The sequence below is a fragment of the Streptomyces sp. NPDC007917 genome, assembly GCF_042959105.1.
Classification (GTDB): Bacteria; Actinomycetota; Actinomycetes; order Streptomycetales; family Streptomycetaceae; genus Streptomyces.
Map to the genome: position 1 here is coordinate 503149 of NZ_JBIBKK010000004.1, position 15079 is coordinate 518227.

At 74.1% G+C, this 15079-nt stretch carries 1 protein-coding gene (cut by a window edge); it reads right to left on the reverse strand.

Annotated features, from left to right (window positions below):
• On the reverse strand, positions 1–15075 hold the 5' portion of the coding sequence (locus tag ACFZDL_RS10355) for an SDR family NAD(P)-dependent oxidoreductase (RefSeq protein ID WP_353596251.1). Its footprint begins 14982 nt before the window's first position; 15075 of the gene's 30057 nt are visible here — the first part of the coding sequence; it begins with the start codon at positions 15073–15075; its stop codon lies off the left edge, out of view.
• Between the last annotated feature and the right edge of the window lie 4 nt (positions 15076–15079).

Sequence of the window (15079 nt, forward strand, 5' to 3'; positions counted from 1 at the left end):
GCCCGGAAGCACACCGTGCCGCATCGCCATCACCATCTTGATCACACCCGCCACACCAGCCGCCGCCTGCGTATGACCAATGTTCGACTTCACCGACCCCAACAACAACGGACGGTCCCCGTCGCGCTCCTGACCGTACGTGGCCAACAACGCCTGCGCCTCGATCGGATCACCGAGCCTCGTCCCCGTACCATGCCCCTCCACGGCGTCCACATCCGAGACCGACAGACCCCCACTCGCCAACGCCTGACGAATCACCCGCTGCTGCGACGGACCATTCGGCGCCGTCAGGCCGTTGGACGCGCCGTCCTGGTTGACCGCCGAGCCCCGCACCACCGCCAACACCTCATGCCCCAGGCGACGCGCGTCCGACAACCGCTCCAGCACCACCACACCCACACCCTCGGACCAGCCCACACCATCAGCCGACTCCGAAAACGCCTTGCACCTCCCATCCGGCGACAACCCCCGCTGCCGCGAGAACTCCACAAACGACGCCGGTGTCGACATCACCGTCACACCCCCGGCCAACGCCAGCGAGCACTCCCCCGCCCGCAGCGCCTGCGCCGCCAGATGCATGGCCACCAACGACGACGAACACGCCGTGTCGACGGTTACCGCCGGGCCCTCCAGACCCAGCGTGTACGACACCCGCCCCGACACCACACTGCCCGCACTGCCGTTCGTCTGATAACCCTCGAACTCCGCGCCACGCAGCAAAGTCCCGTAGTCGTTGTACATCACCCCCGCGAACACACCGGTCCGGCTCCCCCGCAACGACATCGGATCGATCCCCGCCCGCTCGAACGCCTCCCACGACGTCTCCAACAACAACCGCTGCTGCGCATCCGTCGCCAACGCCTCACGCGGACTGAGCCCGAAGAACCCCGCATCGAACTCCCCCGCATCATGGAGAAAGCCACCCTGCCGGGTGTACGACGTGCCCGCGTGATCCGGGTCCGGGTCGTACAACGTCTCCAGATCCCAGCCACGGTTGTCCGGGAAGCCCGAGATGGCGTCCTGGCCGCCGGCCACCAGACGCCACAGGTCCTCCGGAGTACGCACCCCGCCCGGGTAGCGGCAGGCCATGCCCACGACCACCACCGGGTCATCGGCGACCGGGAGGAGGGTGTGGGCCGTGTTCCCGGGATCCGCGGTGTCCGTCGCTTCCGGGCCGAGCAGTTCGTCCAGCAGGTAGCCCGCCAGCGCTTCGGCCGTCGGGTAGTCGAAGACGACGGTCGCGGGAAGCCGGAGGCCCGAGGCGGCGCCGAGCCGGTTGCGCAGCTCCACCGCCGTCAGGGAGTCGAAGCCGAGGTCCTGGAAGGCGCGCGTCGGGGCCACGACGTCCGCCGTGGCGTGTCCCAGCACCAGCGCCACATGCGTACGGACCAGGTCGAGCGCGGCCTCCGAGCGCTCCGCCCGTGGCAGGGCGGCCAGCCGCTGCGCGAGGGAGGCGGAGGCGTCGGGCCCGGTGGCCGCCGAGCGGCGGAGGGGGGTGCGGATGAGCCCCCGCAGCAGCGGCGGGATCTCTCCCCGTGCGCGCAGCGCGGGCAGGTCGAGCGGTACGGGCAGGAGGACGGCGTCCGGAGCGGCGAGGGCGGCGTCGAACAGCGCCACGCCCCGCTCGGCGGGCAACGCGGGCATGCCCTCCCGTGCCAGGCGGCGCATGTCCGCCTCGGTCAGGGTGCTGGTCATCCCGCCCGCTTGGGTCCAGGGTCCCCAGGCCAGCGACAGCGCGGGCAGACCCGCGGCGCGGCGATGCTCCGCCAGTGCGTCCAGAAACGCATTGCCCGCGGCGTAGTTGGCCTGGCCCGCGCCGCCGAAGGTGCCAACCACCGACGAGAAGGTGATGAAGGCGGCCAGGTCCAGGTGGCGGGTCAGTTCGTGCAGATGCCAGGCGGCATCCACCTTCGGGCGCAGTACGGCGGCCATGCGCTGCGGGGTGAGGGTCTCGATCACACCGTCGTCCAGGACGCCCGCGGTGTGCACCACAGCCGTGAGCGGGTGGTTCGGCTCCACCCCGGCCACCAGCTCGGCCAGGGCGTCGGGGTCGGCGATGTCGCATGCGGCCACGGTCACCTGGGCGCCCAGGGCGGTGAGTTCGGCGGTCAGCCGGTCGGCGCCCGCTGCGGCGCGGCCGCGGCGGCTGGCCAGGAGCAGGTGCCTGACCTGGTGGTCGGTGACCAGATGGCGGGCCAGTATGCCGCCCAGTCCCCCGGTGCCACCCGTGATCAGCACGGTGCCCTGGGGGTCCCACTCGGCGCCGGGCTCGCCCGGTACGGACACCCGGGCCAGTCGGCCGACGCGGACCTCGCCGTCCCGGATCACCACCTGCGGTTCCGCGGAGCCGAGCACCCCCGGCAGGGCCGCGGCAGACTCGGGCCGGGCGTCGAGGTCGGCGAGGAGGAACCGGTCCGGGTGTTCCGCCTGCGCCGAGCGCACCAGGCCCCATACCGTCGCGGCCGCCACATCATGGGTGCCGGACGGGTCTCCGGCGGCGCCTCGGGTGACGAACACCAGCCGGGAGCCCGCCAGGCGTTCCTCCTCGGCCAGCCAGGTCTGCACGTACGTCAGCGCCTGGGCGCTGAGGCGGTGTGCGGTGGCGACCACCGCGTCGGCCACCTCTGCCGCGTCGGCCACCTCTGCCGCCTCTGCCGCCTCTGCTGCCCCGGCAAGCGGGATGAGCACAGCGCCCGGAGCAACAGCCTCGTCCTCGGCCACCTGAACCAGATCGGCAAGGTCGGCGTACGGGCGTACGGCGTGGCCCGCGGCCTCGAGCGCCCCGGCGAGCCCGAGGGGGTCCGGACCGACCACGGCCAGCGGCCCGGGATCGGCGTGGGGTTCGGCGTGGGGTTCGGCGTGGCCGGCGGGGGCGGCCGTCCAGTCGAGCCGGAACAGCGAGTCGCGCTCCGGCGCGCCCGCGACGGAGCTCAGCTGCTCGGACGACAGCGGCCGCAGCGCCAAAGAGCCGATGGTGGCCACCGGGGCGCCGGAGGTGTCGGCGAGGTCGAGGGACACCGCGTGGGGACCGGCCGGGGCGAGCCGGATCCGGAGGGCCCTCGCGCCGCTCGCGTGCAGGGTGACGTCCTCCCAGGAGAAGGGCAGGGCCGTACGCGGTACATCCCCGTCGAGCAGCGCCACCGCGCGCAGACCGGAGTCGAGCAGCGCCGGGTGCAGCCCGAAGCCGTCGACGTCCTCCGCTTCCGCGACAGGTGTGGCCTCGTCCCCGATGTCGGGCAGTGCGATCTCCGCGAAGACCTCCGCGCCGCGCCTCCAGGCCGCGGTGAGCCCCTGGAAGAGGGGCCCGTAGCCGAATCCGTCCTCCGCGAGCCGGTCGTACAGTCCGTCCAGCGTGATGGGCGCGGCCCCGGTCGGTGGCCACTGAACAGCGTCGAACGCGGCGTCGAACGGGGCGTCGGGCGCGGTGGTGTGCGTACGTGTGCCGAGCACGCCGTCGGCGTGCCGGACCCACTCCTGGCCCACCGCTCCCTCGGGCCGCGCTGACACGGTCATCGGGCGGCGGCCGGCCTCGTCCGCCGCGCCGACCCGCAACTGCACCTGGACGGCGCCGTGCTCGGGGAGCACCAGCGGCGTGGCGAGCGTCAGCTCCTCCACCCGGTCGCAGCCGACCTCGTCACCGGCGCGGATCGCCAGTTCGAGGAGCGCGGTGCCTGGCAGCAGCACGGCGCCCATGACGGCGTGCTGCGCCAGCCAGGGGTGCGTCCGCAGCGAGATCCTGCTGGTGAACAGGGCGCCTTCGCCATCGGCCAGTTCCACGGCCGCGCCGAGCAAAGGATGGTCCGCGGAGCCCAGCCCGGCGGCGGTGATGTCCCCCGCCTGGCTCGCTGTGATCTGGGGCCAGTAGCGCTCGTGCTGGAAGGCGTACGTCGGCAGCTCGACGCGGCGCGCACCGCGTCCGCGCACCGCCAGGAAAGCGGCCCAGTCGGGGGACGTGCCGCGCACATGGAGCCGGGCGAGCGCGGTGGCCGCGGACAGCTCCTCGGAGCGGTCCCGGCGCAGCAGCGGCAGGAGGGCCGCTTCGGGGGACAGGGAGTCCCTGGCCATGGCCGAGAGCACGCCGTCGGGACCGATTTCGAGGAAGGTGTCGACGCCCGCGTCTTCCAGTGTCCGGAGGCCGTCGGCGAAGCGCACGGCGGCCCGGGCGTGCCGTACCCAGTAGTCCGCGGTCGCCGTCTCGCCGTCGGTGGTGGTGCCAGTGCCGGTGAGGGGTGTTCCGGTCACCATGGACACCATGGGGATCCGCGGCGCGTGGTAGGTCAGCCCCTCGGCGACCTCCCGGAAGTCGTCCAGCATGGGGTCCATCAGCGGGGAGTGGAAGGCGTGCGAGACGGACAGCCGCTTGGTCCTGCGCCCGCGCGCGGCGATTTCGTCCGCGACATCCCGTACGGCGCTCTCGTCACCGGCGACGACCACGGCCTCGGGGCCGTTGACCGCGGCGATGCCGATCAGGTGCTCGCGGCCCGCCAGCAGCGGAGCCACCTCGTCTTCGGAGGCCTGGAGCGACACCATCACGCCGGCCGCGGGCAGGGCCTGCATCAGCCGGGCGCGTGCCGCCACCAAAGTGCAGGCGTCCGACAGGCTGAGCACCCCTGCCGCGTGTGCCGCGGCGAGCTCCCCGATCGAATGCCCGGCCACGAAGCGGGGCGTGACACCCCAGGACTCCACCAGCCGGAACAGCGCCACCTCAACCGCGAACAGGGCGGGCTGGGTGAACTCCGTACGGTCAAGAAGCTCCGCTTCCGGAGTGCCGGCCTCGGCGAACAGAATCTCGCGCAACGGGCGGCTCAGATGCCCGTCCAACTCCTCGATGGCGGCGTCGAGCGCGTCGGCGAACACCGGATACCGCCCCGCCAGCTCACGCCCCATGCCCGGGCGCTGACTGCCCTGGCCGGTGAACAGAAAAGCAGTAGCGCCGGGCCGCGGGGCCACCGAGCCGAGCACCACATCAGCAGCGGCCTCCCCCGCAGCCAGAGCAGCAAGACCATCCAACGCACCCTCGCGGTCACGGGTCAACAGCACAGCCCGGCGCTCGAAACCCGACCGGGACAACGCCAAAGACAGCGCAACATCGGCCCTGCCCAACTCCGGCCGCTCAGCAAGATGAGACCGAAGACGCGCCGCCTGGGCACGCACCGCCGCATCCGTCTTGCCCGACACCACCAGAGGAACAACGACGGGAACACCCGGCTCCTCGACAGCCGGTGCCACCGGCTCGACCGGAACGTGCTCCAGGATCACATGCGCATTCGTACCGCTGATACCGAACGAGGACACACCCGCCCGACGCGCCCGCCCCACCTCAGGCCACACCCGCTGCTCCGCCACCAGCTCCACAGCACCAGCCGACCAGTCCACATGCGACGACGGCCGCTCCAGATGAAGCGTCCGGGGCACCGCACCCCGACGCATCGCCATCACCATCTTGATAATGCCCGCAGCACCCGCCGCAGCCTGCGTATGACCGATGTTCGACTTCACCGACCCCAACAACAGCGGACGGTCACGGTCCTGACCGTACGTGGCCAGCAACGCCTGCGCCTCGATCGGATCGCCCAGCCTCGTCCCCGTACCGTGCGCCTCCACCACATCCACGTCCGCCGCGGACAACCCCGCACTCGCCAGCGCCTGCCGGATCACCCGCTGCTGCGACGGACCGTTCGGCGCCGTCAGACCATTCGACGCACCATCCTGATTCACCGCCGAACCCCGCACCACCGCCAACACCTCATGCCCAAGGCGACGCGCGTCCGACAACCGCTCCAACACCAGCATGCCGACGCCCTCCGACCAGCCGGTGCCGTCGGCGGCATCGGAGAAGGACTTGCAGCGGCCGTCGGAGGCCAGGCCGCCCTGGCGGTCGAAGTCGACGAAGGTCTCCGGGGTCGCCATGACGGTGACGCCGCCCGCGAGCGCCAGCGAGCACTCCCCCGACCGCAGCGCCTGCGCGGCCATGTGCACGGCGACCAGCGAGGACGAGCACGCGGTGTCGATGGTGACGGCCGGGCCCTCAAGGCCGAGGGTGTAGGCCACCCGGCCCGAGGCCACGCTGCCGGACGTGCCGTTGACCACGAAGCCGCGCAGGGCCTCGGGCAGGCCGTCCCCGGCCACCGGATAGTCGTGGTACATCACGCCGGCGAACACTCCGGTGGCGCTGCCCTTGAGCGTCAGCGGGTCCATCCCGGCGCGTTCCAGGGCCTCCCATGAGGTCTCCAGCAGGAGCCGTTGCTGCGGGTCGATCGCAAGCGCCTCGCGCGGGGAGATCCCGAAGAAGCCGGCGTCGAAGTCGCCCGCGTCGTACAGGAACCCGCCGACGCGGGCGAAGGACACCTCGGGCAGGCTCCAGCCCCGGTCGTCGGGGAAGTCGGAGATGCCGTCGCGGCCCTGTGCCGTCAGCTGCCACAGCTCCTCGGGGGAGTTCACCCCGCCCGGGTAACGGCAGGCCATGCCCACGATGACGATCGGGTCCCCGGTCACGGCGGGGGCGGAGGCCACCTGCGGGGTGGCGGTGGTGCCCTGCCCGCGCGTGCGGAGGAAGTCCGCGACGGCCGCGGGGGTGGGGTAGTCGAAGATGAGAGTGGTGGGCAGCCGTACGCCCGTGGTCTCGGTGAGCCGGTTGCGCAGCTCCACCGACGTCAGCGAGTCCAGTCCGAGGTCCTGGAAGGTCAGCGACGGATCCACGGCCTCGGCGGAGGGGTGTCCGAGCACCGCGGCGACCGCGGCCCGCACCAGCCGGGACACCGCGTCGGCGAGGTCAGCCCCGGTCAACCCCGCCAGCTCGGCCAACGGGCCGGGCCCCGCGGCCGGCGCGCCGGCCGCCACCGCGCGCCGTACCGGGGCGGGAACCAGTGCTCGGAAGGCGGCGGGCACGGTGCCCCGGGCACGCAGCGCCGCGCGGTCCACCCGGGCCGCGACCACGGCCGGTTCGCCCGCGGTGGGCGCGGCGTCGAACCAGGCCAGTCCCTGGTCGACGGTGAGCGGCGGCAGACCGGCCCGCGCCATGCGGCGCATTTCGGCGTCCGTGAGGGTGCTCGTCATACCGCTGTTCTGCGGCCATGGGCCCCAGGCGATGGCCAGGCCCGGCAGTCCCTGGGCGGCCCGTTGCCGCACGAGGGCGTCCAGGAACGCGTTCGCCGCGGTGTAGCTGCCCTGCCCGGCGTTTCCCAGCACGCCGAACACGGAGGAGAACACGATGAACGCGGTGAGGTCGTGGCCCCGGGTGAGCTCGTGCAAATGCCACGCACCGGCCGCCTTCGGCCGGAAGACGGTGTCCAGTCGCTCCTCGGTCAGCGCCCCGACCAGCCCGTCGTCGAGCACACCGGCGGCGTGCACCACACCGGTCAGCGGATGTGCCGCCGGGATGTCGCCGATCAGCCGGGCGACGGCAGCGCGGTCCGAGACATCGCAGGTGGCGACGGAGACCTCTGCGCCCAGCCGCGTCAGCTCCGCCACCAGGTCGTCGGCGCCTTCGGTGGCCCGGCCGCGACGTCCGGCCAGGACGAGATGGCGCACGCCGTGCGTATCGGCCAGATGCCGGGCCACCTGTGCGCCCAGCCCGCTCAGTCCGCCGGTGACCAGTACGGTGCCGTCGGTGTCCCAGACGGCCTCCCGGTGGGGCTCGGCGGCGTGGCCCGAGGGACGCAGGGGGGTCAGCCGGGGTGTGAGCAGGCGGCCTTCGCGCACGGCGAGCTGGGGCTCGTCCAGGTCCAGTGCCGCGCGCAGCGGCCCGGCCGTCGGCGGGGTGTCCGTGCCGTCCAGGTCGAGGAGGAGGAAACGGCCGGGGCTCTCGTGCTGGGCTGAGCGGACCAGCCCCCACACCGCCGCGCCCATCAGCTCGGGCGAGGCGTCGGTGTCCGTCGCGACCGCGCCCCGCGTCACGAAAACCACCGCAGGCGTGTCCTCGGGGCCGTCTTCGGGGCCGTCCGCGTCCCGCAGGTGCCGCCGCAACCTGTCGAGCGTCTCGGAGGTGGCGGCGCGCACCACGCCGAGCATGTCCTCCTCGGCAGCGGCTCCGGCCGGTGCGGCGACCGGGACCAGGACCACGTCCGCCGGTGCCGTCGCCTCGTCGGCCACGGTTTCGCCCGCCGCGCGCAGCGCGTCGGCCAGCCCCCAGGCGTCCGGGCCGGCCACCGACCACCGGCGGACGTGGCCGTCCGCGACCGACGGCGCCGCCTCCGCGTCCAGGTCCGGGTCCAGGTCCAGGTCCACCCAGTCCAGGCGCAGAAGCGGTTGCCCGCCCCGGCCGCCGCCGTCGGGCGTGTACGGGCGGAGCGCCAGCGAGCGTACGGAGGCCACCACTCGGCCCTCGGTGTCGGCGACGGTCAGCGTGACCGCGTCGTCGCCCGTGCGGCTCATCCGGACCCGCAGCGCCGAGGCGCCCGAAGCATGCAGCGACACCTGGGTCCAGGCGAACGGCAGCCGTGCGCCCGCCGAGTCGTCGAGCCCGATGTGCGACACGATGTGCAGCGCGGCGTCGAGCAGGGCCGGGTGCAGCCCGAACGCGGCGGCGTCGCCCGCGATGTGCTCGGGCAGGGCCACCTCGGCCAGCACGGCCTCCTCGGTGTGCCAGAGCGCGCGCACCCCCCGGAACGCCGGGCCGTAGTCCAATCCGGCCGCGCTCCGCGCCTCGTAGAAGCCGTCGAGGTCGAGCGGCACGGCGTCGGCCGGTGGCCAGATCCGGCCGTAGGGCCACTGATCGGCCCCGCCGGGCCCGTCTGCCCCGGTGGAGTCGTCGGCCGGGACCGCATCCCCCGGCTGCCCGGGCACGCTGGACGCCGCCGGCGCTCCGGGTGCTCCGGGAGCTCCGGGCGCGAGCACACCCGTGGCGTGCTGGACCCATGGGGCGTCGGGCGCGTCGTCGGGGCGGGAGTAGATCCCCAGGGTCCGGCAGCCGGTGTCGTCGGGTGGGCCGAGGGCCACCTGGACGGGGATGCCGCCGTGTGCGGGGAGCACCAGGGGCGCGGTCAGGGTGAGTTCACGCACCAGGCCGCACCCGGCCTCGTCCCCCGCCCGGATCGCGAGCTCCACGAAGCCGGTGCCGGGGAAGAGCACCTGCCCGGCCACCACATGGTCGGCCAGCCAGGGTTGGGCCGTCGTCGACAGGACGCCGGTGCACAGCAGCCCTCCGGTGTCAGGGAGTCGCAGGACGGCGCCCAGCAGTGGGTGCTCCGGCCGGTCGAGGCCCGCCGACGCGACATCGGCCGCGCCGGCCGTCCGCCCGGCCCAGTAGCGCTCGCGCTGGAACGCGTAGGTCGGCAGCTCCACCCGCCGCGCTCCGGTCCCGGCGAACAGGGCGGTCCACCGTACGGGGACGCCGTGCGCGTGCAGACGGGCCGCGGCGGCCACGGCGGCGATGTCGTCGTCCTCGCCCCGGTCCGTACGGAGCATCGGCACCGCGGTGACGCCCGGCAGTTCGGCGAGGTTGTCCCCGGTCAGGGCCGTGAGTGTGGCGTCGGGGCCCAGTTCCAGGAACACCCGGGACCCGGCGGAGGCGGCCGCGCCGATCGCCGCGGCGAACCGCACCGGGCGCACGACGTGGTCCACCCAGTAGTCCGGTGTGCTGATCCGTGCCGCGTCGACCGTCTCGCCGGTGAGAGTGGAGACGATGGGGATGCGCGGCTCGTGGAAGGCCAGCCGCTCGACGGCCGCCCGGAAGTCCGCCAGCATCGGGGCCATCAGCGGGGAGTGGAACGCATGGCTGACCCGCAGCCGCGTGGCCTTGCGGCCCAGCGCCTCGAAGTGGGCCGCGATGTCCGCCACGGTCTCCTCGTCGCCGGAGAGGACCACCGAGGAAGGGCCGTTGACCGCGGCGAGTTGCGCGCGGTCGGTGTGGTCCGCCAGCAGCGGCTCCACCTCCTCCTCGCCCGCCCGCAGCGCCACCATGGCCCCGCCCGCGGGCAGCGCCTGCATCAGCCGGCCGCGCGCGGCCACCAGGGCACACGCGTCGCCGAGGGAGAGCACACCGGCGACATGCGCGGCGGCGATCTCGCCGATCGAGTGGCCGACGAGGAGGTCGGGGACGATCCCCCAGGACTCGGCCAGCCGGAACAGGGCCACTTCGAGCGCGAACAGCGCGGGCTGCGCGTATTCGGTACGGTCGAGGGCTTCGGCGTCCGCCCCGAACATCACCTCGCGCAGCGGCCGGTCCAGCTCGCCGTCCAGCAGCGCGCACACCTCGTCGAGTGCGCGGGCGAACACGGGGAAGCGGTGGGCCAGCTCGCGGCCCATCCCGATGCGCTGCGCGCCCTGACCGGCGAACAGCAGCGTCAGGGACGGCGCGCTCGCGGCGACACCGCGCGCCGCCTCCACGACGCCGTCCGGCGTGGACAGCAGCACCGCGCGGTGTTCCAGCTGGGCGCGGGTCGTGGCGAGGGAGTAGCCGATGTCGAGCGCCGAGGCGCCGGTGTCGGCCAGGAAGGAGTGCAGGCGGTCGAGCTGGGCCCGCAGCGCGGCATCGGTCCGTCCCGACACCGGCCAGGGCACGACGCGCGGGGCGGTCTCGGGTGTCGTGGCCGGGGGCGCGGACTCCGCGGCGGTGGCCGGTGGTGGCTCGTACGGCGCCTGCTCGACGATGACATGGGCGTTGGTGCCGCTGATGCCGAACGAGGACACTCCCGCCCGGCGCGGGCGTTCCGCCTCCGGCCACGGTACCGGCTCGGTCAGCAGCTCCACCGCGCCCGCCGTCCAGTCCACATGCGGGGATGGGGCGTCCACGTGCAGCGTGCGGGGCAGCGCGCCATGGCGCATGGCCATGACCATCTTGATGACGCCTGCGACACCCGCGGCGGCCTGGGTGTGTCCGATGTTGGACTTGACCGACCCCAGCAGCAGCGGACGGCCGGCGTCCCGGCCCTGGCCGTAGGTGGCGAGGATCGCCTGCGCCTCGATGGGGTCGCCCAGCCTGGTGCCGGTGCCGTGTGCCTCGACGGCGTCGACGTCCGCGGGGACGAGTCCCGCTCCGGCCAGCGCCTGGCCGATGACCTGCTGCTGGGACGCACCGCTGGGCGCGGTCAGCCCGTTGGAGGCGCCGTCGGAGTTGACCGCCGAGCCGCGCAGCACCGCCAGGATCCGGTGGCCGTTGCGACGGGCGTCCGACAGCCGCTCCAGCACCAGCATGCCCACGCCCTCGGACCAGCCGGTGCCGTCGGCGGCCTCCGCGAACGCCTTGCACCGGCCGTCCTCGGACAGCCCGCCCTGCTTGGCGAACTCCACGAAGATGCCGGGCTCGGACATGACGGTGACGCCACCGGCCAGGGCCAGCGAGCATTCGCCACCGCGCAGCGACTGGGCCGCGAGGTGCAGGGCCACCAGCGACGAGGAGCAGGCGGTGTCGACCGTGAGCGCCGGCCCGCGCAGTCCGAGCGTATAGGCGACCCGGCCGGACAGGACGCTGGGAGACGTGCCGGTCAGCACATAGCCCTCGGCGTCACCGGTCGCCTCGTGCAGCCGAGGGCCGTAGTCCTGGGCCATCGCGCCGACGAACACGCCGGTGCGGCTGCCGTGCAGTGACGAGGGCGCGATCCCCGACCGCTCGACCGCCTCCCAGGTCACTTCGAGCGCCAGCCGCTGCTGGGGGTCCATGGCGAGGGCTTCCCGGGGCGAGATCCCGAACAGCGCCGCGTCGAACCGGTCGGCGTCGTACAGGAAACCGCCCGGCCGTTCCGTGGCCAGCACCTCGGCCGCCCAGCCACGGTCGGTCGGCATCGCGGAGACGGCGTCCACTTCGCCCGCCACCAGGTCCCACAGCGCCTCAGGGGTGTCGGCCCCGCCCGGGTAGCGGCAGCCCATGCCCACGATGACCACCGGCTCGTCGGCGGACGCGGCGGGGGCCCGGGGCGGGGTCGCGCGGGCACCGGTGGCACCACTGGGCTCCGTGGCCAGACGGGCGGCGATCCGGTCCGGCGTGGGGTGGTCGAAGAGCACGGTGTCGGGCAGCCGCAGGCCGGTGGCGGACCTCAGCCGGGCCACGAGTTCCACGGTCATGGTGGAGTCGAAGCCGAGTTGTTTGAACGTCAGGCTCGCGTCGACCCGCTCCGGTTCGGCGTAGCCGAGCACCATCGCGGTCTCGGCCCGCACCAGCCTCGCCATGTCCGCGGGCGACTGCCTGACGGTCGGCCCCTCGGGCGCGGGTGCCACATCCGGTACGGGCTCGGGGGCGCCCGGGGCCGGGGGTGCGGCGGGACTGTTCTCGGTGGCCTGGGCCGCCGGCTGTCCGTCCAGCCAGTGGCGTTCCCGTTGGAAGGCGTAGGTGGGCAGCGCCACCCGCCTGCCGCCGCGCTGGGCGAAGTACGCGTCCCAGCGCACCGGGGCGCCGTGGACGTGCAGTTCGGCCATCGCGGTCAGTGCCGTCAGCGTCTCGTCGCTGCCGGGGCGCAGCGTCCTGACGACCGTGGGGGGCGTGGCGGTGGGGTCTTCGGTGCGTTCAGCGCCCGTGATGTCTGTGGTGTCTGTGACGTTGGCGGTGTGCGCGGGAAGCTGGTCGAGGCATTCCCGGGTCATCCCGGTGAGCACCCCGTCCGGGCCCAGCTCCAGGAAGGCGCCGACGCCCCGGTCCCGTAGGGTTCGTACGGCGTCCGCGAAGCGGACGGTTTCGCGGGCGTGCCGCGCCCAGTACTCCGTGGAGCACAGCTGCTCGGCGGTGGCGAGTTCGCCGGTGAGGTCGGACACCACGGGGAGCCGGGGCGCGGCGAGGGACAGCCCGGCCACGACCTGGCGGAAGTCGTCGAGCATGGCGTCCATGTGGGGCGAGTGGAACGCGTGGGAGACCCGCAGGCGCTTGGTTCTGCGCCCCGAGGCGGCGAAGTGCGCGACGACGTCCTCGACCGCGCCCTCGTCGCCGGCGACGACCACGGACGCCGGGCCGTTGACCGCCGCGAGGGAGATCTCGTGCTCGCGACCGGCCAGCAGCGGACGCACCTCGTCCTCGGGGGCCTGGACCGAGGCCATGGCACCGCCGGTGGGCAGCGCCTGCATCAGCCGGCCGCGCGCCGCCACCAGGGTGCACGCGTCGTCGAGGGACAGCACGCCCGCGACATGTGCGGCGGCGACGGCCCCGATCGAGTGCCCGGCCACGAAGTCCGCGGGGGTGCCCCACGACTCCAGCAGCCGGAAGAGGGCCACCTGGAGGGCGAAGAGCGCGGGCTGGGTGTAGGCGGTCCGGTCCAGCAGGTCGGCGTCGTCGGTGCCCGCCGACGCGAACATCACCTCGCGCAGCGGCCTCTCGAGGTGTCCGTCCATCCGGGCGCATACGTCGTCCAGCACCTGAGCGAACACCGGATACCGCCGGTACAGCTCCTGACCGGCCCCGGCCCGCTGCGATCCCTGGCCGGAGAACAGGAACGCGGTGGTGGCGGTGGAGCGCGCCGAGCCCTGGATCGCGCCGCTGCCGGGGGCGCCGTCGGCGAGCGCGGTCAAGGTGCGCAGTGCGCCGTCCCGGTGCCGGGCGAGGACCACGGCGCGGTGGTCGAACGTGGCCCGTGTCGTGGCCAGGGAGAAGCCCACGTCCGCGATGGCCGCCGGACTGGTTTCCCGGCCGCCGTCCGAGCTGCCCGCCCCGTCTGCGCCCTCCGCGCCGCCCTGACGCGCTCCGTCCGCGCCGCGATCCGCCCCGTCCACTCCGTCCGCGCCGCGTTGCCCTGTCACATGGGCCGCGAGGCGTGCCGCCTGTGCGCGCAGCGCGTCCGGTGTCCTTCCCGACAGCAGCCACGGCACAACGCCGGGCTCAGGGCCCTCGCCGGGCTCAGCCGCCGCGATCTCTGCGGGCGGCGACGCCGCGGCGGGTGTGGCGCGTCGGAGCGACGCGGCGTCCGATACGACGAGGTGGCAGTTGGTGCCGCCCATGCCGAACGACGACACCCCGGCCAGGACCGGGCCGTGGTGGGCGGGCCAGGGGCGCGCCGACGTCACCACGTCAAGGCGCCACTCGTCGAACCGGATCCGCGGGTTGGGCCGCTCGAAGTTCAGGCTCGGGGGCAGGGTTGCGTGGCGGAGCGAGAGCGCGACCTTCAGCAGCCCGACGATGCCCGCCGCGCCTTCCAGGTGGCCGACGTTGGTCTTCGCTGAGCCGACCAGCAGCGGCTCGTCGGCGGGGCGTCCGGCCCCGTACACCGCGCCGAGGGCGGCGGCCTCGACGGGGTCCCCGACGCGGGTGCCGGTGCCGTGCAGTTCGACGTACCGTACGGCGGTCGGGTCGGTGCCCGCGCGGCGGCAGGCCGCGCGCAGTACGGCCTGCTGGGCCCGCGGGTCGGGAGTGGTCAGGGCGTCCCCGGCGCCGTCGTTGTTGACCGCGCCGCCCTCGATGACGCAGTAGATCTCATCCCCGTCGGCCACGGCGTGAGTCAGCGGCTTGAGCAGGACGAGCCCGCCGCCCTCACCGCGGACGTAGCCGTTGGCGCGCTCGTCGAAGGTGAAGCACCGGCCGTCCGGGGACAGTCCGCCGAACCGTGCCGCGGCCTCGGTGCTCTCGGGCGTGAGGTTCAGCTGGACGCCGCCGGCCAGCGCGGTCCGGGACTCGCCCCGGCGCAGGCTTTCGCAGGCGAGGTGGACCGCGACCAGGGACGACGACTGCCCGGTGTCGACCACCAGGCTGGGCCCGCGCAGCCCGAGGAAGTAGGAGACGCGGTTGGCGATGATGCTGCGGTTCAGCCCGGTGAGGGTGTGGTGGCCGACGCCCGCGAGGCCCCGGCGCCGGTCCAGGGTGCCGTAGTCGTCCGCGGTCACGCCGACGAACACGCCGGTGTCGCTGCCGCGGACGGCGTCCGGTGGCATTCCGGCGTCCTCGAGCACCTCCCAGCCCAGCTCCAGCATGAGGCGCTGCTGCGGGTCCATCGCCCGGGCCTCGCGCGGGGAGATCCCGAAGAACTCGGCGTCGAAACGGTCGACGTCCACCAGGAAGCCGCCGTGTCCACGGTGGCCGGGGCCGCTACGGCCGTTGTCCGGCGCGTCGGCGCCCCAGCGGCCGCGGGGCGGCTCGGACACCGCGCTCATCCCGGCGCGCAGCAGCTCCCAGAACCGCGCGGGGTCCGGCGCGGACGGCAGTCGGCAGGACAGCCCCACCACGGCG